Here is a 21,073-nt window from a genome sequence, read left to right as displayed (position 1 = left end):
CGCATTGACAAACCCCTGAAACAGGAGTACATTCTTGTTTGTTGTATTTGGAGTGACGAAAACAGTTTCTTAAGGAGTTATGAGGATTGGGAAAAATCAAAAATAAACAATTTGCCGTCATCGGACTCGGCCGTTTCGGCGGAAGCATCTGTAAAGAGCTTTTTAAAATGGGGCATGAGGTGCTTGCGATCGATATCAGCGAAGAGCGGGTCAACGCATACTCCTCTTATGCCACGCATGCCGTGCGGGCAAATTCAACGGAAGAAAGCGAGCTTCAGTCGCTCGGCATCAGAAATTTTGAATATGTCATCGTAGCAATCGGCGCCAACATTCAGGCAAGCACGCTGACGACGCTGTTATTGAAGGAGCTGAACATCCCTAATATTTGGGTGAAAGCGCAAAACTATTATCATCACAAAGTGCTTGAAAAGATCGGTGCTGACCGTATTATCCATCCCGAAAAGGATATGGGCGTGCGGATTGCGCAAAGCCTTTCAGATGAAAACGTCTTAAATTACATCGATTTGTCAGATGAATACAGCATTGTGGAGCTTTCAGCCACGAAAAAGCTGCATTTAAAATCCATTCTTGATCTCGGCGTCCGGGCCAGATTCGGCTGCACCATTCTCGCCGTGAAACATAATGGAGACATTCAGCTGTCCCCTTCTCCGGAGACTGTCATTCATGAATGTGACTGCCTTGTGCTGATGGGGCATAAACGTGATATTAAAAGGTTTGAAACTGAAGGAATGTAAAAAAGCCGGCAAGCTGCCGGCTTTTTTTGATGCTTATGTTTCTTCACTTAACTGGACGGCGGTTTGGTCTACCCAACCGATCAGCTCATCTTTCACTTGAATTTGGTACCAGACGGATTCTCCGTTTTGTTTTTCAGATACGACTTTAATATGCTGGCCGGTAAACTTTTGCGCCGATGCCAGTTTTATAGAATGCCGCTCTTTTGACGGCTTGGACCACACGTCTTCAATGACGTGGTCTTTGATGGCGCCTTTCATATCAACTGCTTTAAGAGAGGCATTGATTTTGTCATATTCATTCAGGTTATAGGTTTCTATGACATCTTTAATTTTTTCAGCATAGCCGGGGTCTGTGGCGTAGCCGGATTTTTGAAGGGCAGCCGCCGCTGTTTTATAATTGTCCGCTTCAATGACGGGCTTGTACTTCTTTTTATTCCAAGACGTTCCGTTGACAAATAATTTGGCATGGTCATCCATTGATTCAAAAAACGTGCTGTATTTACGGAATTTTGCCCGAATCGTTTTTCGTTTTCCTTTTTCAAATTCATCCGTTTTCATCGTGACGTGTTTTCCTTTATAATCACCTTTTACACCGAACAGGTTGCGCGCTTTCCCCGCAAGCTCACTGTTCCCCCAGTCCGATTCGAGAATGGCCTGTGCGAGGGTGATGCTCGGAAGGACATGATATTTCTCATATAAAATCTGAGCATGCCCGGAAAGGCTGTCAATAAAGACCTGCTGCTCGTCCACCTCTTCAGGCGGTTTTTCTTCCGTCACTATGAATTTCGAAAATACCATTGATACCAGAAATAATCCGAATATAAGAGATACAGCAAAAAGGCACCCAAGCACCCTTTTGGTCTTTGCTTTCTTTTTCATATCAACCTTCCTTTAATTCCGGAATCACTAGATTTATAATTTTACTGGTCATTGATGAAAATTTCAATAAAATAGGGAAAAAGACGGAGAAAGAACACATTGTGCAAATAAAAAAGACCCCTCTTTGAGGAGTCTTTTTTGTTATGCCATGCTCAGCTGAGGGCCGAACAATTCATATTGAACAGAATCAGAGTCAAACCCGAGTGCAAGAATCATATCTTTCATTTGCGTCATAAACTGCGCTGACCCGCACAAGTAACATTCAGCATCTTGATTCAGATGAAGCTGCTCCAAGAAGGTTTGATCAATCCGGCCGCTGTAAAAAGGCTTGTCTCCTGAGCGGTCTTGTTCTGCCGGTTCACTGTAAACATAAATGACGTTAATATTCGGATGATTCTCCGCAGCTTGTTCAGCCTCTTTGCGGAACGCGGCGTACTCTCCGTTTTTCGCGGCATGAATAAAAGTAACGGAACGCTCCGGCTGTTTTTCGGCGGCTGTTTTCAGCATGCTCATCATCGGCGTGATTCCGGAACCGGCACTGATAAGAACAACCGGTTTTTCGGCAGCAGACAGCTTGAAATCTCCGGCGGGTGCGCTGACTTCAAGTTTATCTCCCTCTTGAACTTCATTGTGGAGATGAGAAGAAACCGCTCCGTCCTTTTTCACAGAAATCCGATATGCGCCTTTTCGAGAAGCATCAGACAGACTGTACTGGCGAATGTGCGTATAAGGCGAATCCGCAATCCGCACTTTAATGCTGATATATTGTCCCGCTTCAAATCCAGGTAGCGAAGAGCCGTCACTCGGTTTGATATAAAACGATGTGATATCTTTGCTTTCTTTTGTTTTCTGTATAACCGTAAATTCTTTATACCCCTGCCATCCGGCTTCATTGTACATGTCTTTTTCAATGCCGATGAAAGCCTCCGCAATAACACCGTAAGCTTTTTCCCATGCCTGCATAATCTCAGGAGTTGCGGCATCCTGCAGCACATCCTTAATCGCCAGAAGCAGATACTTTCCGACAATCGGATAATGTTCCGGTTTTACACCGATGCTTGTGTGCTTATGGCCGATCTGTCTGACCGCCGGAATGATTTGTTCTAATTGATCAATATTCGCCGCAGCCGCAATGACTGCATTTGCCAATGCTGCGCGCTGAGTCTGTTTCTTTTGGTTCGTTTGGTTAAACATATTTAACAGTTCGGGATGATCTTGAAACATCAGGTTATAAAAGCGCCCGGTGATGTTTTCTCCATGTGTTTTCAATACAGGTACTGTGCTTTTGATGATGTCTATTGTTCTCTCATCCAGCATGTTCATCCTCAACCCTTCTAAAGATGTATTTTCAATATATCTTTATAGTAAGAGATATTTCGAATAAAAGATATATCTAAAATGAATCTTTAAAAAGTCGTCACAATATTGTGTTGGATTTGGAATTTATGGATTTCACCTCCTTTTTTATCACCCGGTGAAACAGGGACACATATATTTGGGAATATACGTTTAAAGATGAAAGCGGGGGATTGCATGGTTTCCGATATTGATTACACGTCTCCGAATACACAGTTCACTTATGATGTGAATGAGAGCCGTTTTTTTACGAAAGATGCTCGGAACTTTATCAATGTATTGGGGATTAAACAGTTAAACACGCTTGAAAATATTTCATTATTAGATATCTTTCTGAGTAAAACAAATGTGATTGAACCGCATACCCATCAAAACGCCGCTGAATTGGTGTACTGTATTTCGGGTTCCGCGGTGGTGTCGATGCTGAATCCGTTCACCCAGAAAATACGTAATTACCCGATTACCCCCGGGCAAGTGGCGAATATTCCGCAGGGGTGGTGGCATTATGAAGTCGCCACTTCAGACAAAACCCATCTTTTGGCCATATTTGACGCCCCTTCGCCTGAAGTGATATACGGCTCGGATATACTCCGTCTGACGCCGCCGGAGATCATGGCGCATACGTACTGTCTGAATGAGCATGAGTGGGAAAAAGCCGTTTCACCGATCCGGCAATCAACTGTGATAGGCCCCGATAAATACTGCGGACAGTCTGAAAACACGGGTATTCATGATATGAATAAGCCTTATCAGCCAAATACGCATTATCCCAATGATCCGTATCAGCATTATGTTCAGCCGTTCTATCGGGGGTATTAAATGGGAAACGGAGCGGCATTCAAGCTTTGACGAAAAAAGCCCCTCATTGGAGAGGGGCTCTTGATCATTACGGTCCGGTTCCGCAGCTTACTTTGTACTCGCCTTCGGACGATTTTTTTGAATAACATACGTGCGGCGTCTGTCCGGTTTCATCTTTCCAATTGAACCAATTTACATAATAAAGGTTCCCGGCCTCTCCGCCTCCTTCTTCTTTTTGAAGAATCGCAAAGCAGCTTTGATACGGATATCCTTTTTTATAAATGTCATGCCTGATGGCTCCTTTTTCTGAAGCAGACGTGAAAATGATGGGAGAAAGAGCCGGGAGCGCTGTTAAAAGAAGTGCCACTGCCGCTGAAAGAGTTAGTATAAGATAGATTTTCTTTTTCATTTTTCCTCTTATTCCTTTCATTTAGTTGTTAGAAACGAAGCGGAACACAGAGGCTGCTGCAGAGGATTAAAAACTTATAAAGGTATGGAGCCAAGGGGGCTCGAACCCCTGACCTCTACGCTGCCAGTGTGGAGATGAGTTTCTGATACGAACAGACGTTTTGTTTCAAACCCTAATCTTTTATTTGGCTAAAAATGAATAAGCTGGTCCCAAAATAGGATTATAAATTAAAGGTTAATTTTCCACTAGACCTGCCATCAAAACGCCCATCACAATCAATAATAATAGTAAAAGTAAACAAAGTGCTAGGATAACAAAAGAAATATTCTTTGCAATTCCTTTAGGGGATTTGATTGCTAGAATACTCCCCACGACAATTCCTAGGATTCCAAGCGCCCAATGAATATGAGGCAGAAAGCACAATCCGAATAAAAGGATGATAAGCGACACGAACCCAAAATACTTTCTCATTTCTCTCCTTTCTATTTTCCCTCCCTTAAATTGAAAAGAAAATTGAACTTATAAATATTGAGTGCCATATTTTTTAAATATTAGCATAGAATTATCGTTCGAGCTTTATGACGGCGGATACATACGCGAGGTTATCTGCGCAGTTCATTACGGGACCACCTACGGAAGGAATTTCGTGTGAAGAACTTAAAGGGGGATACATTATTGTATTTGATTCTCTTTTATCCGTTGAGACTTATGAAGTTGGGAGATGATCAAATGACTGATTTTGAATGAAAAGTGCACCGGATTATCTTTAGATCCAATTCAGGAAGAACCCCTCCTTGGATGAATTGAAGAGAAAAACTGGCAAGGATGAACGCGCTATCCGGGAAGCAGTGAAGAACCTCATGAGGCAGTGTGTGCTGAAGTGGGATAAGCATAAAAACAAGTGGATGTTTTGAAACAATATAATGAAGAAAGGAAAAAAGCCTTTTCCGAAGAAAAGACTTAAGCTGTTCAAGTTTGAAGGCGATCAGAAGCTACTTTGATTGTATCTTGTGCTTGTTTTTCTACTGAGCTCATACCCAACCCACATACTAAAGTCAATGACAGACCCAGGACGATGAAAATGCTCTTTTTAAAATTCATACTGGCACTCTCCCCTTTGAATTTGTGTTTGTGTATCAACCATTTTTTTATGATAAAAATAAGAATTCTCAAACTCCCTTGAATCTGCGTAAACAGATGCAGTTTCGCAAGCAATATCTTCAACATATGAGTAATTCTTATTCTTCTCCAGATACTCAATTGTTTCATTAACTCCCTGTTGATCCACTGCATCCACATAAAGAGCCTTCAGATACCCCTGTAGATTTTCGAAAAGCTTATCGCCTTGGTATACCGCGGCCGACAAACCTTTTTTGCTTACTTGGATACCCTCAGCCATTTTCCCTTGTTTAAAGAGGAATTTTGCATAAGAAAATAAAGAGTGCGGCAAGTTGCTCAGTTTTGCTTTTTCGGTTATCTCTACTGCTTGCCTTAAAAATATCTCAGCCTTTTCATAGTCGCCCCTATCTCCGAAATTTGTACCCAAATTATAAAGAGCAGAACTAATCAACCTCTTGTTATCTAACTCTTTTGATAAATCAAGAGCCTTTTCAAGATGCGGCTGACTCTTCTCATAACGCTTAAAATCAATATAATTCCCTGATATAACAAATAGACATTGAATTTTCCGGACCTTATACAACTCATACTGATCGTAAATATCGAGCGCTTGCTTTACGTGATGCATGGAGACGTGGCTTTGTTTCATACCGTAATATGCTTCAGCCAGTTTAAAATGAAACTCCGCTCTCTCAATTTCATCATGCACATGAACGAGTTGTTTTTCAGCCTCTCTATAAAAGCCGATCGCCTTTACATACTGCTTTTGATCAAATTCATACATGCCGCGGAAAAATAAAGAGTAATAGCACAGCAGGCCGGAAATTCCTTTATTTGATGCTTCGATTTTTTCCAGCAGCTCGTCAATTGTCGGTCTCACACGGGTAGTCACCGGTTCTAAATAATCCAGCATGAGCTGATGGCGGAATTTCATGAGGGTGTAGTAAATCAGTAGATACTCGTCTTCTTCCATCTCATTTATTTCTTGCTCCACTTCCGCTTTCAAAATCTCCGCATCCGGAACACTGAACTGACGTATCATTTTGTACCATTCATTAATTTTAACGCCTACCTCTGATGAAGGTAAAACAGAACTCACAAGGCCACTCCTCCTTTTATATAATATTCTAACATTTCCATAATATGTTTGGACGAAAAAAAACCTCAATTTGTTTGCAGTTGCCAGATTACTTATTTTCACATAACTGTTGGAAACGTCCATTCTATTTGCGATAATAAAACTAATGTATGGGGAATATAAATGGGAGGGATTAAGGATGTGTCATTTAAAATGAGCCTTACTTTATCACTCAAATGTTTTAAGCTGTATGAAAATGTGTACTTTGGGATAGCGTTTATAAGTAGACTCTCTACAAGTCTACTTTATTTTTTTCTCATAAATAAACGAGGTGAAAATCAATGGATGGTATAGAATTTTTAGAAAATATGACACGACTCGGAGTACTCATTTTGGTGTTCTCAGGATATGCTGTTTATTGGAAATTAGGTAAAACAAAAAGAGAGCGAGGGCTTACAAAATTTGAAGCTTGTCTTAGGTTCTCTGTCATGTTCGGTATATTAGCTTGGGGGGGTTCGACTCTTGCTTTGAGTTTATGGTCATAATCTTTTTTGTCGATATTTTACTTATCCTGTCTAAACAGATTAAAACTAGATAAATGTACCCTTATTTAAAAAAATGTGTTACCGTGTAGTTTCTTGTACAAGTTTCTAAAAGAGGAAGTTATAATGTTGAAAAGATTAGTTTTTCTGGCGTTGACCCTACTTCTTGCTATTGCTACAATAGCGCCAACAGTTTCAGCAGAGGAAGAGAACGGGTTAGATGGATTAACTAAAGAACAAATTGAAAAATTTTGAAAAGAAGTTGAGTACATCTTTACTAAGATTGTAATTTTTGAAGAAGAGACAGGCTACACAGTTAATGAGGATGAGCTTGAAAAGTCTCCTTATACCAAAGGTCAAAAAGAGGGTATGATCGCTTTCGCTAAATATATGAATAAGGAATATAAGTATGCAAGTGTCCAAAAGAACACTGTTCGAAGATGCCTTGAAGATGCTATTGGTATCTCTTCAAAAGGCAATTGAAAAAGGAGATTGGTGGACAGTATTAGAATATCTGGGCAAATTAGGCGTAGCAATTTCTCCACCAGTATTATTTACATTCTTCCTGTTCTGCGGTGCTGCACCAGCAAAGGTTGCTCCGCGAAAATTGATAAACAACAAAGCCGCCTTTAGAGGCGGCTTCTTCAATCCTAATTGAAGGCGAAAAGCAACTAAACTTCCTCAAAATAAATTTTTCGTCCCCAAATTGTCCCCAATTGCTTTTTTGGGCTATTGGCTCTGTTCCTGACAAATAAAAAAACCCTTATAGAATAAGGGTTTAAAGGTATGGAGCCAAGGGGGCTCGAACCCCTGACCTCTACGCTGCCAGCGTAGCGCTCTCCCAGCTGAGCTATGGCCCCGTGCTGTAACGTCATGTTTTATTATAGACGACTCTTCTATGAATTTCAAGCAGAAAATTCAGTTTGCTCATATTTTCCTGAGACGTTTTTCGAACATAAAAAGAAGACCCTCCTGGGGGCCTCTTCGTTTATCGCACGAGCATGATTAAAATGATGCCGAGGATGACACGGTAAATGGCGAACGGGACAAGCTTAATCCGGTTAATGAGCCGAAGAAAAAATTTGACGACTAAGAGGGCGACGACAAAGGCGCAGATAAAGCCGACAAGAAAAAACGGAATCATGTCATAAGAAAGACTGCTCCAGTATTTCACGAGCTTCAGAAGGCTTGCGCCCGCCATAATCGGAATCGCCATAATAAATGTGAAGTCTGCGGCTGCCCGGTGATTCAAGCCCACAATAACACCTCCGGCAATCGTTGAGCCTGATCGGGAAAATCCGGGCCATAAGGCGAGACACTGGAATAATCCGACACAGAAAGCCTGTTTGTAGGTGATTCTGTCCACCGTATCGATCGTTTCTTTCCTTTTATTGATCCAGTCCGCTATAAGCATAAGCACGGCTCCGGCAATTAATCCGTAAGCGACCGTTCTGACGGAGAATAAATAGCGGTCAATGAAATCCTCAAATAAAAAGCCGAGCACCGCCGCCGGGACAAGACCGACGGCGATTTGCGCGATGGTCAGCCTGTATCCCTTCTGCTGATCGCGCGTGACGTTTTTTTTGAGGCCGAGTAAATGTAATATCCGATCCTTAAACACAATGGCCACCGCCAGAATCGAACCGAGCTGAATCACCACTTTGAAGGAATTGGCGGCTTCCGGATTCATCAGGCTTCCGGATTTCAGCCAAATGTCATCCGCTATGATCATATGTCCCGTGGAAGAAACCGGCGCGTATTCCGTCAGCCCTTCCACGATTCCCAAAAAAGCTGCTGTGAACATCTCCCATAGTGTCATCCCATTCTTCCCTTCATTCATCATTTACAAAAGAGAAGCTCTCCTTTGAAGGAAAGCCTGTCTTATAATAAATATCATGTCCGTTCCGATTTTATGACTTCGATACAGCATCATTTTTTTCTTCTTCATATAAATGCGAACGCATTTTGAACCAATCAAACAGATGGGTCGTGACCACTTTGATGACCGCATACCCCGGGATGGCTAAAATAATGCCGACAACCCCGAACAGCTTTCCGGCGGTTAAAAGAACAAAGATGATGGTAATCGGGTGAATGTGAAGATTTTTCCCCATGATCTGCGGCGAAATTAATTTACCTTCCACGAGCTGGACAACGGTCCAGACAATCGCAAGTTTCAGCAGCATAAGAGGCGAAGTGACCAACGCGATAATAATCGCCGGCGTGATGGCAATGGTCGGCCCTAAATACGGAACAACGCTCGTACAAGCGGCAATGACCGCAAGCAGGGAAGCATAATCAAGTCCGATAATCAGATAGCCGATAAATAATAAAAACCCGATGCAGAAGCTGACGATGACCTGTCCTCTGATATAGGAGCTTAATCTGTGGTTCATTTCACTAAGCATCGTATACGTTTGTTCTTTCAGACGGGTGGGCACAAACTTTAAGATATAGATCGGCAGTTTTTTGCCGTCTTTCAGCAAATAGAACAGAATAAACGGCACGGTCACAATTGAAATGATCACTTCAGTCAGCGCGCCGATAAAATTCCCGACTCCGGTAAATGTGCTGTTTGCAATTGTCGCCGCCTGCGCCGATACTTTATTAGCAAGATCGGAAATGTTGATATTCATCGTCTTTTGCGCCTGATTTACAAAATCGCTTCCGATCAGGCTTTTCGTCTGATCTTCAACGATGTCCACATATTTCGGCAGGTTGTCGATCAGGCTCATGATCTGTTCCTTTAAAAACGGAATAATTGAAACGACCGTAATCGAAATCAGCCCTATAATAATGAGGTAAAGGAGCAGGATGGAATAGACTCTTTTCACTCTTATTTTTTCCAATATATCTACGATCGGATTAAGCAGATAATAAACAATTCCTGTCAAAATGACGGGGAGCGCAATCGTTTTGAGCAGGACGATAATGGGTGTGAAAATAAATGATGTCTTCATAAAGACAAGGATATTGAGACCGATGAGCAGCAATACAAGCAAAAACAAGACAAATTTATTGTCTAAGAAAAACTGTTTAAATCTGCCGCCCCATGTTTGCAATGTTTCCACTATTGTTCCTCCATCATATGTATTTTACTTAAATTGTACACTATCGTTCCTGTAATGAAAAATAATAACCGGTCTCTATGGGAATTTTTCCTACCCCTTTAGCTGGCAGCCTTTTTTCCATTTATGTTTCCCAGAAAAAAAGCTATAATGTAAGCCAATACATAGAAGGAGCGATAGCAATGATTCGATTTGCAACAGTCGGAACGAATTGGATTACAGAACGATTTCTGGAGGCAGCTTCTGCTATTGATGATTTTCAATTAACGGCGGTTTATTCCAGAACTGAAGAACGTGCGGCGGAATTCGCCGGCAAACACGGCGCTGCTCATTATTTCACCAGCCTGAAAGAAATGGCGGAAAGCAAAGCCTATGACGCGGTGTATCTCGCCAGCCCGAATGCATTTCACAAAGAGCAGGCGGTCCTTTTTATGGAACACGGCAAGCATGTTCTATGCGAAAAACCGTTTGCGTCTAACGCGAGGGAAACGGATGAAATGATTCACGCAGCCAAAACGAACGGCGTTCTCTTGATGGAAGCCATGAAAACGACGTTCCTGCCGAACTTCAGCATGCTTCAACACCACTTACATAAAATCGGACCCGTCAGGAGATTCACGGCAAGCTACTGCCAATATTCATCACGATATGATGCATATAAAAACGGTACGGTGCTTAACGCGTTTAAGCCTGAATTATCGAACGGTTCGTTAATGGACATCGGCGTGTACTGCATTTATCCGGCCGTCGTCCTGTTCGGCAAACCGAAAAACGTCATTGCGACCGGTCATAAACTAGCATCCGGCGTTGACGGCGAAGGCACGGTCATTCTGTCATACGACGGATTTGAAGCGGTGCTGATGCATTCGAAAATCTCAAATTCGTTTGCCCCGGCGGAAATTCAGGGTGAAGACGGCACGATCGTTCTGGACAGCATTCACGGACCGGAACGGGCGGAAATCCGCTATCGTGACGGCCGGACGGAAGACATTTCAGTCCCTGATCTGAAACCTTCGATGTACTACGAAACGGCTGAATTCATCAATCTTCTTCGAAACGGACAGCGGGAGTCTTCCGAAAATACATTTGAACGTTCTTTCATTACGGCGAGCATTATGGAAGAAGCGAGAAAACAAATCGGAATCGTCTTTCCCGCCGATCAAAACTAAAAACATCCGCCCGGATTCGGGCGGATGTTTTTTATTTGGACGCTAACAGGTCAGCAAACGCTTTTGCATACTGCGGAAGGTCGGGCGGGCGGCGGCTTGATACAATGTGGCCGTCAGTTACGACAGCTTCATCCAGCCACTGTGCCCCTGCATTTGTCATGTCGTCTTTGATGCCGGGCGTGCTCGTTACTTTTTTTCCTGCAAGAATTCCGGCAGATATAAGCACCCAGCCCGCATGGCAGATCTGGCCGATCGGCTTTTTCTGCTCGTTCATCGTACGGATGATGTCCAAAACTTCGGGATATCTTCGCAGTTTGTCAGGAGCCCAGCCGCCAGGCACGAGCACGGCATCATACTCCTGAATAATCAGGCTCTTAAAATCGTAATCCGCCGTCGCGGGCACTCCGTATTTTCCTTTGTATGAACGGCCCGCTTCTTCTCCTATTAAATGAACGATCGCGCCTTCCTCTCTCAGCCGGTAGACGGGATACCAAAGCTCTAAGTCTTCAAAATCGTCACTGACAAGCGCTATAACTTTTTTGCCTTCTAATCTCATCACTGCCACTCCCTTCTTTTATATTAGTGTATCGCTTTTTTCAGATGAGGAAAAGAAACAGCTCGTTACAGCTGTTCTTCGTCTTCAGACTGAATCGTAAATTTCCGTGTGACCTGCTGCAGTTCTTCAGCCATATGCGCAAGCGTTTCGGCGGATGAACTGATTTCTTCCATGGAGGCCAGCTGCTCTTCAGCTGAGGCGGCGATGTCTTGAATGCCGGCGGACCCTTCTTTGGCGACTGAGGTAATGTCCTCCACTGCGTTTGTCACATTTTGCGACCCGGCTGCAAGCTGCTCAAGCGTTCCGTTCATATGCTGCAAGGCGCCTGAAATCTGAGTCGTCATTTCTGAGATTTTTTTGAAGCTTTCGGCCGTTTGATCCGTAATATCGAGGCCTTCCTTCACATCTTGATTCACCGCTTGGAATACAGAAAGCGATGTGGCGATTTCTTTGACGATTTCCTGAATCAGCGTTTCGATTTCCTTTGCGGAGCCGGCTGATTGTACGGCAAGCTTCCTCACTTCTTCCGCAACGACGGAGAAGCCCCGCCCGTATTCGCCTGCTCTTGCCGCTTCAATGGCCGCGTTTAAGGCAAGCAGATTTGTTTGATCGGCAATGCCGTTAATGACGTTCAGAATGCTCTTAATGTCGTGCGACTTCGTTTCCAGCCCTTTTACGACCGCTTCCGCCTGCTGTACGGAACGATCAATTGTTTTCATCTGGCCGACCGTTTTCGCCACTAATTCTTCTCCGCTTCCGGCCGTTTCAGAGGTTTGGATGGCGGATTCAGTGATTTCCGCCGATACATTCGCCGTCTCGGCAATGCCGGCATTCATTTGGGAAAGGTGATCAGCACTTTCTTCCAATTTCTCGCTTTGTGATTCGTTTCCGTTTGAGAATTGTTCAATCGCCAGAGTAATATGCTCTGTCGCCTTGCTTGTCTGTCCGGCGGATGCCGTCAGCTCTTCGGATGAAGAAGCGACATGTTCGACGGATGATTGGATGACGCCGATGACAGACCGGAGTGATGCCGACATCTCATTGAAGCTTTGGCTGAGCTGCCCGAATTCATTTTTTGACTTGATGTCAATGACTTCCGTTAAATCGCCGTCACTGATTTTAGCTGATGTCGAGACAAGTTTTTTGAGCGGTTTTGCAATCGAGCGAATGATAAAAAAGATTAAAATACCGCCGACGATAAGAGAAACCGCCAGGATGATCAGCGCCATTTTCATGACAGGCGAGGCTGCGTCATGGATCTCACTGACAAAAAATGTGCCGGCGATTTTCCAGCCCGTCAGTTTGTTTGTCGTGAAGGCCATTTTCTTCTGCTGTCCTTCAAACATGTATTCAAACGATCCGCTTGATTTGGAAAATACCTCTTTCATCCACTCTCCGGAGCCTTCCGTTCCCGCTTTTATAGTCGGATGGGCGATGTATTTTTTATCCCCCGTTGTAATGAAGGCAAATCCTTTATGACCGATCTGGACGCGTTCGGAAGCGTTCAGCAGGTCGCCCAGATTAATATCAAGCGCCACAACGCCTGATCCGTCTTTTGTCTGCTGGGCAATCGTAACGACCGTCTGTCCGGTTGCAGCGTCTTTATAAGGCTCGGTAAACACCGGCTGTCCGCTTTTTTCAACCGCCTTTGTATACCACTCGCGCGTGAGCGGATTATAATCGGACGGCATGTCAGCGGACGGATATTTCACAAACGCTTTGTCGCGAGACGCGGCGTAAATTGACGCGACATCGCCATTTACGGTGACATACTGCTTCATATTGTCGAGCAGTACCGATTTATTTTTCGTGTTCAGTTTTTCCTTTGTGATTGATTCGCTGTAGTAGTCAATCGCTTTCAGCTTGCCTTCGAGCATGTTTTCCAGCACGCTGTTCAGTTCGCTGACATTTCCCTGGGCGCTGTGGGTCAGTTCTCTTTCTAATGTACTCCCCGCCGTTTGGTAGCTGAAGTAGGCGAGTATGCCGACCGGAAGCACCAATACGGCTAAAAATGCCGCGATCAGCGGCTTGCTGATGGATGGCTGTTTGATCCAATGTATCAGTTGTTTCATTTTTTCAGTCTCCTTCTTTGAAAAGCTAAATCTAATATCGTCAGATAGGACAAAAGATTTATTAAAAAAACTAAAAAAAACACCCAAACAGCACATTTGGGTGTTCTATGACCTATTAATCTATTTTAAATCGTTTCGTCATATCACGTAATTCTTCCGCCATCTGGGATAACGTTTCCGAAGACGAACTGATTTCTTCCATTGAAGCCAGCTGTTCTTCGGCAGAGGCCGCGATATCCTGAATGCTGGCGGAGCTTTCTTTTGCGATGGACGCGATTTGCTCAGAAGCTCCTGAAATCTGCTGTGATCCTGCTGTCAGCTGTTCTACCGTCGCATTCATATTTTGAATTTCTCCGGCGATCTGGTTCGTCATTTCAGAAATCCGTTTGAAGCTCGTTTCGGTCTGATTCGTAATATCCAGTCCGCTCTCCACCTCTTTATTGACCGATTGGAACATGCCGAGAGATGTATTGATTTCGTTGACGATTTCTATAATTAAGCTTTCGATTTCTTTCGCTGAATCGGCAGACTGGACCGCAAGTTTTCTGACCTCTTCGGCGACGACTGAGAAGCCCCGGCCGTATTCACCCGCACGCGCGGCTTCAATTGCCGCATTCAGCGCAAGAAGGTTTGTCTGATCAGCGATTCCGTTAATGACACCGAGAATGTTTGTAATGTCTTTTGATTTTGTCTCAAGTCCGCGCACCACTTGTTCAGCTTCTTTCACTGACCGGTCAATGACGTTCATTTGGCCGACCGTCTGGTGGACGAGCTTTCCGCCTGAATTGGCGACTTCCGCTGATGTGACGGAGGATTCGGTAATGACGGCAGATGCTTTCGCCATATCTTTAAGCCCGCTGTTCATTTGATAAATATGTTCCGCCGCGCTTTCGATATTTTCACTTTGGCTTTCATTTCCGTTAGAAAATTGTTCGATCGCCAGTGTGATATGTTCCGTTGCCTTGCTTGTCTGCTCCGCTGAAGCCGTCAGCTCCTCTGAGGAAGATGCGACGTTATTCACGGAATCCTGGATGGCATGGATGAGAGACCTGAGTGAAGCGGCCATATTGTTAAAGCTTTTGCCAAGCTCGCCTAATTCATCTTTTGACTGAATCTCGATCGTTTCTGTTAAGTCGCCTTCACTGATTTGTTTCGATGATGTCACAAGCTGCTTGAGCGGTTTTGTGATTGAACGGATAATCAGCACCATGACGATGGTTCCGATGACAATCGCTAATACGAGAACGAGCAGGGACAGATGAAGGATCGGCAGGGCCGCTTCATGAATTTCGTCCAGATACATTGTTCCGGTAATCTTCCAGCCTGTCAGCCCGTTCGTATCATAAGCCATTTTCTTTTCCTGGCCGTCGTATTTGTATTGAAAATCACCTTTTTTGCTGGTGAACAGCTGTTCAGCCCACTCCCCGTTTAGTACTGTGCCTGACGCACGGTTCGGGTGGGCGACCACTTTTTTGTCTTTCGTAAGGATAAAAGCGTAGCCGGATTTTCCGATGTTCACTTTCTTTGTCGTTTTCAGAAGCTCATCGATTTTCATATTGATGGCGACGACCCCTGAGCCGTCTTTCGTCTGCTGAACGACCGTCACGACCATCGTATTGGTGGAAGCCGTGCGGTAAGGATCTGTTACAACAACTTTCCCCTTATTTTCCACGGCCTTTTTATACCAGTCTCTTTCAAGCGGATTATATCCTTTAGGCATCTGCAGATCCGGATACCGTGTGAAATGTCCTTCCGTGTCACTCGTATAGATGGATTCCACGTCTTTATTAATCTTCATGTACTCTGTGAATTTATCGGTAATTTGCGATTGGTTTTTCGGCTTGTACCGATCCTTTGTGAGCCAGTCGCTGAAATATGCCGTTCCGTCTTCCTTTTGGCTGATGCTTGTGTTGATCATATCGTTAATCTGCTGCACATTATCTAGTGCGCTTCCCATCATCTGCCTGTCAAGCGTACTTACCGCCGATTGATAGGCGATAAAAGCCAGCGTTGAAATAGGAAGAATGAGAATGGCCAAAAAAGAAATGAGCAGTTTTCTTGTAAGCGATCTCTGCTTGATGATTTGCACAATTTTTTTCATCTGCTATATCTCCTCTTGCGTGTTTACCCTTCATATCGGCAATTATGGGTAAATATACACATCAAAAAAGAAGAAATATACCAAAACATACTTTTTACCTATTGCAAAATTAGTCTTTTAGACTTAATTAAGAGTTTATCTTAAAACGCTTTGTCAGTTCGCGTAATTCTTCCGCCATTTTTTCCAGCGTGACGGCTGAGGAACTGATCTCCTCCATGGACGCAAGCTGCTCTTCAGCTGAAGCCGCGATGTCCTGAATGCCGGCCGCGCTTTGTCTGGAGACTGCCGCGATATCCTCTGAAGCGTTTGATACTTCCTGAGATCCGGCAGAAAGCTGTTCCACGGTTGCATTCATATTTTGCAGTTCACCGGCAATCTGATTTGTTTTAGCGGAAATGTCCCGGAAGCTTTTTTCCGTTTCGTCCGTTAACTGAAGTCCGCTTTTCACCTCGTGATTGACGGATTCCAGCATTCCGAGCGAAGTATGAATTTCTTTGACGATTTCATGAATTAAGGATTCGATTTCTTTCGCTGAATCTGCGGATTGGACGGCAAGCTTTCTCACTTCTTCGGCAACGACTGAAAAACCGCGTCCGTATTCTCCCGCTCTTGCCGCTTCAATGGCTGCATTTAAAGCAAGCAGATTCGTTTGATCGGCAATGCCGTTAATGACGCGCAAAATGCTGGTGATGTCCTGCGATTTGAGTTCAAGCCCTTGTACGACTTGCTCCGCTTTACTTACGGATTGGTCAATGGCGCCCATCTGGCCGGCTGTTTTCTTGACAAGCCGCTCACCGGCGCCGGATATCTCCGCCGATTCAATTGACGTTTCCGTCACCACGGCTGCCGCTTCCGCCAGATCGCTGAGCCCGTCTTTCATCTCATTCACTTGTGCTGTCGCTTTATCAATACTCTCACTTTGGTCTTCCGTTCCATTAGAAAACTGTTCAATCGCAAGGGTGATATGTTCCGTTGCTTTGCTCGTCTGCTCAGCCGAAGCCGTCAGCTCCTCTGAGGAAGAAGCGACATGTTCAACAGAGTCCTGAATTCCCTGAATAAGCGAACGGAGTGAATCTGTCATATGATTAAAACTTTTACCGAGCACGCCGAGCTCATCTTGAGAGCCGACATCAATGGTTTCCGTCAGATCCCCGCTGCTGATTTTTTCCGCTGAAGCTACGAGACGTTTTAACGGTTTGGTAATTGAGCGGATGACAAAATAAATGAAAATCATCCCTGCGGCGATGGCTATCGCCAATATGATAACGGCCAGAGTCAGAACCGGTCTTGCCGCATCTTTGATTTCATCCACGGACATGGTTCCGCTGATCTTCCAGCCCGTCGCTTCATTGGTCACGTACGCCATTTTTTTCGCTTTCCCGTTCAGCGTATATTCATAGTCGCCTTTTTGCCCGCTGTATAATGTATCAACCCATTTTCCCGATACCGCCGCGCCGGCTTTTTCATCACTGTAAGCAACGGCTTTTTTATTTTTGCTGAGGATAAAGGCGTATCCTTCTTTTCCGATGTTCACTTCTTTTGTCATCGTGATGAGATCGTCGATTTTTATATCAATGGCGACGACGCCTGATCCGTCTTGCGCCGCGCGGGCCATGGTGACGACCATCTTTTTGTTTGAGATAGACTCATAAGGGTCCGTGATGATGGTTTGGCCTTTATTCTCCATGGCTTCCTGATACCAGCTTCTTTCAAGCGGATTGAAATCGGCCGGCATATCGGCATGCGGATAACGGGTAAACGTTCCTTCCTTGCTGCTAGAAAATATGGCGGACGCTTTATCATTGCTTTCAATAAACTGTTTGAACCTTTCTTGCATTTCCGTTTGGTTTTTTTCTTTAAATTTAGCGCTTGTCGCCCATTCGCTGAAATATGCTGAGCTTTTTGTAAACATTCCGATCCGGTCATCAATCATATTGTTTAAGATTTGCACATTTCCTTCGGCGCTTTCCATCATTTGCTTTTCAACGGATGAAGCCGCCGAACGGTAGGCGCCGGCAGCCAATACTGCTACCGGAATAATTAAGATCAGTAAAAATGAAATAATAAGTTTTTTGGCTATTGATTTTCTGGCGATTTTTTTTGCTGTTTTTTTCAATTTTGTAAACCTCTTTCAATCATTTACTGTTTATATCGGCCGACTCCCTTTTTATTACATTGAAAATTAAGTCATAAATGAAAAATAGTTCTATGTACTCCCTTTGTATGTAAGACTTTTTATTTAATTATCCGGCTGTCACTATAAAAAAGGACGCCTTCCACCTGGAAAGCGTCCTTTTTTACTAGTTGATTTTAAATTGTTTCGTTAATTCCCGCAGTTCTTCGGCCATTTGCGCCAACGTATCGGCGGATGTGCTGATTTCTTCCATTGATGCAAGCTGTTCTTCTGCGGATGCGGCAATATCCTGAATGCTTGCTGCGCTTTCCCGTGATACGTCCGCAATATCCGTCACTGCGGCTGAAACGTGCTGAGAGCTGTCTGACAGCTGTTCAACCGTGCCGTTCATCGATTGAAGCTTCTCGGCGATGTCGTTCGTCATGCCGAAGATATTCTGGAAGCTTTCTTTCGTGCGGTCCGTTACGGCAAGTCCTGATTGAACTTCTTCATTGACGGATGTAAACATGTGAAGCGATGTATTGATCTCAGCCGTGATTTCCTGAATGAGTTTTTCAATCTCTTTGGCAGAACCGGCGGATTGGACGGCAAGCTTTCTCACTTCTTCGGCTACTACTGAGAAGCCCCGCCCGTATTCACCCGCTCTTGCCGCTTCAATGGCTGCATTTAACGCAAGCAGGTTTGTCTGATCGGCAATACCGTTGATGACTCTTAAAATATGAGTGATGTCTTTTGATTTGGCCTCAAGGCCTTTTACAACCGCTTCCGCCTGCTGGACCGATTGATTGATGAGATTCATCTGCCCGACGGTTTGCTGCACATATTCTTCCCCGGTGCCGGCAGCTTCCTTCGATTGTTTAGATGCTTCCGTAATGGATGATGATGTGCGGGAAACGGCGGCGAGTCCGTCATTTATATGATTCAGCTTGGCTGAGCTTGAATCGACTTTTTCGCTTTGCTCTTCGTTCCCGTTTGAAAACTGCTCAATCGCCATTGTAATATGTTCCGTCGCTTTGCTTGTCTGCGAAGCTGAAGCGGTCAGCTCTTCCGATGACGCGGCCACGTTGTCGACAGAGTTTTGGATCGCGCTTATCAGTCCGCGCAGAGATTCTCCCATTTCATTAAAGCTCGCGCCGAGTTCGCCCAATTCATCTTTCGAGCGGATATCAATGGTTTCAGTCAAGTCTCCGCCGCTGATTTGTTTAGAAGAGCGGACAAGCCGTTTCAGCGGTGACGTAATGGATCTGACAATCAACAGAATTAAAATTCCCCCGATGATAATGGATGCTGCAAGGACAATCATCCCCATCGTCAGCACCGGTTGTGAGGCGTCTTTAATTTCGTTGAGCTCCATGCTCCCCTCTATTTTCCACCCGGTCAGTTTATTTGTCGTAAACGCCATTTTTTTATTTTGATCATCGAGCTTGTATGAAATAATGCCGCTGTCTTTGCTGTATACCTCATTCAGCCACGGGGTTGAAACTTTATCGCCCGGTTTGTGGTCTTTATGCGCGACATAGGTTTTATTTTTGGACGTGATAAACACGAATCCTTTTTGTCCGATTTTGATTCCCTGCATCTGCTTCAGCAGCTGGTCAATCGTAATATCCATGGCCACTACGCCTGTTCCGTCCTGCATCTGCTTTGCCACGGTAACGACCATGCTGCCGTCGCTTGCCGCGGTGTAAGGGTCGGTGACAACGAGCGTGCCGCCGGCCTTCACAGCGTCTTTATACCAGGTGCGTGTTCTCGGATCGTAATCGGCCGGAGTATTCTCCTTCGGCGCCTGTGCGTAGCTGCCGTCTTCCGTACCTCCGTAAATGCGGGCTACGTCCTTATGAATAGACGTGTATTGCCCGAACTTTTCTTCAAGAGCAGACATGTTTTTCTTTGAGAAGGATGACCCTTTTAACGTTTCACTGAAAAATTCAATCGCCTTTGCTTTTGCGCCGATATCATTTGTAATGGTTGTGTTAAAAGATTCGATGTTATTTTTCGCGTTGCCTGAAATCTGATCATCCAGCGAATTGCTCGCCGTATGGTATGAACTGAATTCTAACACGAGAATCGGTATGATTAAGATCACGATAAATGAAATGATTAATTTACGTGAAATCGATGCCTTTGTGCACCAATTAATGAATTTTTTCATATTAAGCTGCTCCCTCAAGTGTGATACCTTATATATCGGCTCAGTCTTCACATTTTGTTAACATTTCCTCCTTTTTTATGACTTGATTTTCATTGCCCAAGCTTCCTGCATATCTTATAAAAAAAGATAGGGGGCGCGCAGATGATTATCATATCCGGCCAAGTGCTTCGGCCTCAGGACATCGCGAACTGGCAGACGGAAGAAAGCCTTGTTCCGTATATAAATGACCTGCTCAATTCTCCCGTACAATTCGATTACGGGTCGATTGCTGAACTGATGTTCGAGGTGCGGCTGCGCCGCCATATTGTGGAAGCCGCAAGAGAACTGCACGGATCAGGTGTGAAATTTGCAACTTTCGCCAAAACATACGGAAATACGGCTTATTGGAGACTGACGCCGGAAGGAGCCCTGGAGCTGAAGTACAGGATTCCCGCTTCAAAAGCGATTCGGGACATTATTGAAAACGGGGCGTTTTACGCATTTGAATGCGCTACCGCCATTGTTGTGATTTATTATCTGGCCGTCTTAAAGACAATCGGTGAAGAACGGTTTAACCTGCGTTTCCGGAATATCACTTTGTATGACTGGCACTATGAGCACCTGCCGATCTACACGGAAACCGGCAGCCACTTTTTACGGGGAGATTGTTTATATTTTAAAAATCCTGATTTTAACCCTGCAAAGGCTCAGTGGCGGGGAGAAAATGTCATTGTGATGGGGAATGATCAATATTTCGCCCACGGTCTCGGGATTCTGACCGCTGAACAAATCATCCAGAGATTGAATTCTTTAAGAAAAAAAAATGCCGTGCAGCCGGCTTATCTGCTTAACCAGGCAACAAGGCTTGATGCACCCGCGCTTTATCAGATCATGCATTAAAACAAT

Annotated in this window: 18 protein-coding genes and 1 tRNA gene; 7 read left to right on the top strand and 12 right to left on the bottom strand. The window is 44.4% G+C overall.

All coding sequences use genetic code 11. From position 1 onward, the window contains the following. Positions 1 to 86 precede the first annotated feature (86 nt). On the top strand, positions 87 to 755 hold the full coding sequence (locus tag ACWJJ4_RS05045; RefSeq protein ID WP_058906302.1) for a potassium channel family protein: 669 nt from the start codon (positions 87 to 89) through the stop codon (positions 753 to 755). A 33-nt stretch (positions 756 to 788) separates the two neighbouring features. Here ACWJJ4_RS05045 and ACWJJ4_RS05040 read toward each other — a convergent pair whose 3' ends face one another. Both ACWJJ4_RS05040 and hmpA read right to left on the bottom strand, forming a co-directional pair. Next, positions 789 to 1,634: a glucosaminidase domain-containing protein gene (locus ACWJJ4_RS05040; protein WP_070082259.1), complete on the bottom strand. Its 846-nt coding sequence runs from the start codon at positions 1,632 to 1,634 to the stop codon at positions 789 to 791. 141 nt (positions 1,635 to 1,775) lie between these two features. Beyond that, positions 1,776 to 2,951 carry an NO-inducible flavohemoprotein gene (hmpA, locus tag ACWJJ4_RS05035; RefSeq protein WP_094247926.1) on the bottom strand — a complete coding sequence of 392 codons (1,176 nt, stop codon included), beginning with the start codon at positions 2,949 to 2,951 and terminating at the stop codon, positions 1,776 to 1,778. A 216-nt stretch (positions 2,952 to 3,167) separates the two neighbouring features. On the opposite strand from hmpA, the gene ACWJJ4_RS05030 reads away from it, so the two are divergent. After that, the gene (locus ACWJJ4_RS05030) at positions 3,168 to 3,809 is read left to right on the top strand and encodes a cupin domain-containing protein (RefSeq protein ID WP_454021482.1); all 642 of its coding nucleotides are present in this window, start codon (positions 3,168 to 3,170) and stop codon (positions 3,807 to 3,809) included. A 67-nt stretch (positions 3,810 to 3,876) separates the two neighbouring features. Here ACWJJ4_RS05030 and ACWJJ4_RS05025 read toward each other — a convergent pair whose 3' ends face one another. Both ACWJJ4_RS05025 and ACWJJ4_RS05020 read right to left on the bottom strand, forming a co-directional pair. Further along, on the bottom strand, positions 3,877 to 4,197 hold the full coding sequence (locus tag ACWJJ4_RS05025; RefSeq protein ID WP_454021481.1) for a hypothetical protein: 321 nt from the start codon (positions 4,195 to 4,197) through the stop codon (positions 3,877 to 3,879). A gap of 1,090 nt (positions 4,198 to 5,287) precedes the next feature. After that, a complete protein-coding gene (locus tag ACWJJ4_RS05020) occupies positions 5,288 to 6,415 on the bottom strand; it encodes a response regulator aspartate phosphatase (protein WP_377802808.1) in 1,128 nt (375 codons plus the stop codon). 320 nt (positions 6,416 to 6,735) lie between these two features. On the opposite strand from ACWJJ4_RS05020, the gene ACWJJ4_RS05015 reads away from it, so the two are divergent. From ACWJJ4_RS05015 to ACWJJ4_RS05005, 3 genes are all read left to right on the top strand, one after another. Further along, a complete protein-coding gene (locus ACWJJ4_RS05015) occupies positions 6,736 to 6,939 on the top strand; it encodes a hypothetical protein (protein ID WP_015387806.1) in 204 nt (67 codons plus the stop codon). A gap of 126 nt (positions 6,940 to 7,065) precedes the next feature. Beyond that, positions 7,066 to 7,191 carry a hypothetical protein gene (locus ACWJJ4_RS05010; RefSeq protein ID WP_265737371.1) on the top strand — a complete coding sequence of 42 codons (126 nt, stop codon included), beginning with the start codon at positions 7,066 to 7,068 and terminating at the stop codon, positions 7,189 to 7,191. A gap of 154 nt (positions 7,192 to 7,345) precedes the next feature. Then, positions 7,346 to 7,594, top strand: a complete 249-nt coding sequence (locus tag ACWJJ4_RS05005; RefSeq protein WP_454021480.1) for a hypothetical protein — start codon at positions 7,346 to 7,348, stop codon at positions 7,592 to 7,594. Positions 7,595 to 7,723: 129 nt separating this feature from the next. Here ACWJJ4_RS05005 and ACWJJ4_RS05000 read toward each other — a convergent pair. The 3 genes from ACWJJ4_RS05000 to ACWJJ4_RS04990 form a co-directional block, all read right to left on the bottom strand. Beyond that, a tRNA-Ala gene (locus ACWJJ4_RS05000) sits at positions 7,724 to 7,796 on the bottom strand. A gap of 128 nt (positions 7,797 to 7,924) precedes the next feature. Then, entirely contained in the window at positions 7,925 to 8,755 is an 831-nt protein-coding gene (locus ACWJJ4_RS04995) for an undecaprenyl-diphosphate phosphatase (protein ID WP_454021479.1), read from the bottom strand. A 91-nt stretch (positions 8,756 to 8,846) separates the two neighbouring features. After that, positions 8,847 to 10,007 (bottom strand): AI-2E family transporter, encoded by a 1,161-nt coding sequence (locus tag ACWJJ4_RS04990; RefSeq protein ID WP_014305691.1) that lies wholly within the window; start codon positions 10,005 to 10,007, stop codon positions 8,847 to 8,849. Positions 10,008 to 10,186: 179 nt separating this feature from the next. Here ACWJJ4_RS04990 and ACWJJ4_RS04985 point away from each other — a divergent pair, with 179 nt between their 5' ends. Next, a complete protein-coding gene (locus ACWJJ4_RS04985) occupies positions 10,187 to 11,173 on the top strand; it encodes a Gfo/Idh/MocA family protein (protein WP_063637073.1) in 987 nt (328 codons plus the stop codon). A 31-nt stretch (positions 11,174 to 11,204) separates the two neighbouring features. Here the strand turns inward: ACWJJ4_RS04985 and ACWJJ4_RS04980 are convergent, their stop codons facing one another. From ACWJJ4_RS04980 to tlpB (ACWJJ4_RS04960), 5 genes are all read right to left on the bottom strand, one after another. Beyond that, positions 11,205 to 11,729: a type 1 glutamine amidotransferase domain-containing protein gene (locus tag ACWJJ4_RS04980; protein ID WP_003152143.1), complete on the bottom strand. Its 525-nt coding sequence runs from the start codon at positions 11,727 to 11,729 to the stop codon at positions 11,205 to 11,207. A 65-nt stretch (positions 11,730 to 11,794) separates the two neighbouring features. Continuing rightward, on the bottom strand, positions 11,795 to 13,801 hold the full coding sequence (tlpB, locus tag ACWJJ4_RS04975; RefSeq protein WP_454021478.1) for a methyl-accepting chemotaxis protein TlpB: 2,007 nt from the start codon (positions 13,799 to 13,801) through the stop codon (positions 11,795 to 11,797). Between the two features lie 115 nt (positions 13,802 to 13,916). Next, the gene (tlpB, locus tag ACWJJ4_RS04970; protein ID WP_094247551.1) at positions 13,917 to 15,902 is read right to left on the bottom strand and encodes a methyl-accepting chemotaxis protein TlpB; all 1,986 of its coding nucleotides are present in this window, start codon (positions 15,900 to 15,902) and stop codon (positions 13,917 to 13,919) included. A 127-nt stretch (positions 15,903 to 16,029) separates the two neighbouring features. After that, positions 16,030 to 18,018: a methyl-accepting chemotaxis protein TlpB gene (gene tlpB / locus ACWJJ4_RS04965; protein WP_173612853.1), complete on the bottom strand. Its 1,989-nt coding sequence runs from the start codon at positions 18,016 to 18,018 to the stop codon at positions 16,030 to 16,032. 184 nt (positions 18,019 to 18,202) lie between these two features. Further along, a complete protein-coding gene (gene tlpB / locus ACWJJ4_RS04960) occupies positions 18,203 to 20,188 on the bottom strand; it encodes a methyl-accepting chemotaxis protein TlpB (protein WP_025650348.1) in 1,986 nt (661 codons plus the stop codon). A 141-nt stretch (positions 20,189 to 20,329) separates the two neighbouring features. Here tlpB (ACWJJ4_RS04960) and ACWJJ4_RS04955 point away from each other — a divergent pair, with 141 nt between their 5' ends. Beyond that, the gene (locus ACWJJ4_RS04955) at positions 20,330 to 21,067 is read left to right on the top strand and encodes a protein-glutamine gamma-glutamyltransferase (protein WP_070082268.1); all 738 of its coding nucleotides are present in this window, start codon (positions 20,330 to 20,332) and stop codon (positions 21,065 to 21,067) included. Positions 21,068 to 21,073 lie beyond the last annotated feature (6 nt).

The sequence above is a fragment of the Bacillus sp. JK62 genome (assembly GCF_053663455.1).
Note: the sequence above shows the minus strand (reverse complement) of the source record. Positions and strands in the feature narration are given on the sequence as shown.

Excerpts from the sequence above, each read along its gene's own strand:
- ACWJJ4_RS05040 (WP_070082259.1), bottom strand. The coding sequence starts at position 1,634 with ATGAAAAAGAAAGCAAAGACCAAAAGGGTGCTTGGGTGCCTTTTTGCT.
- hmpA (WP_094247926.1), bottom strand. The coding sequence starts at position 2,951 with ATGCTGGATGAGAGAACAATAGACATCATCAAAAGCACAGTACCTGTA.
- ACWJJ4_RS05030 (WP_454021482.1), top strand. The coding sequence starts at position 3,168 with ATGGTTTCCGATATTGATTACACGTCTCCGAATACACAGTTCACTTAT.
- ACWJJ4_RS05025 (WP_454021481.1), bottom strand. The coding sequence starts at position 4,197 with ATGAAAAAGAAAATCTATCTTATACTAACTCTTTCAGCGGCAGTGGCA.
- ACWJJ4_RS05015 (WP_015387806.1), top strand. The coding sequence starts at position 6,736 with ATGGATGGTATAGAATTTTTAGAAAATATGACACGACTCGGAGTACTC.
- ACWJJ4_RS05005 (WP_454021480.1), top strand. The coding sequence starts at position 7,346 with ATGCAAGTGTCCAAAAGAACACTGTTCGAAGATGCCTTGAAGATGCTA.
- ACWJJ4_RS04995 (WP_454021479.1), bottom strand. The coding sequence starts at position 8,755 with ATGACACTATGGGAGATGTTCACAGCAGCTTTTTTGGGAATCGTGGAA.
- ACWJJ4_RS04985 (WP_063637073.1), top strand. The coding sequence starts at position 10,187 with ATGATTCGATTTGCAACAGTCGGAACGAATTGGATTACAGAACGATTT.
- ACWJJ4_RS04980 (WP_003152143.1), bottom strand. The coding sequence starts at position 11,729 with ATGAGATTAGAAGGCAAAAAAGTTATAGCGCTTGTCAGTGACGATTTT.
- tlpB (WP_454021478.1), bottom strand. The coding sequence starts at position 13,801 with ATGAAACAACTGATACATTGGATCAAACAGCCATCCATCAGCAAGCCG.
- tlpB (WP_094247551.1), bottom strand. The coding sequence starts at position 15,902 with ATGAAAAAAATTGTGCAAATCATCAAGCAGAGATCGCTTACAAGAAAA.
- tlpB (WP_025650348.1), bottom strand. The coding sequence starts at position 20,188 with ATGAAAAAATTCATTAATTGGTGCACAAAGGCATCGATTTCACGTAAA.
- ACWJJ4_RS04955 (WP_070082268.1), top strand. The coding sequence starts at position 20,330 with ATGATTATCATATCCGGCCAAGTGCTTCGGCCTCAGGACATCGCGAAC.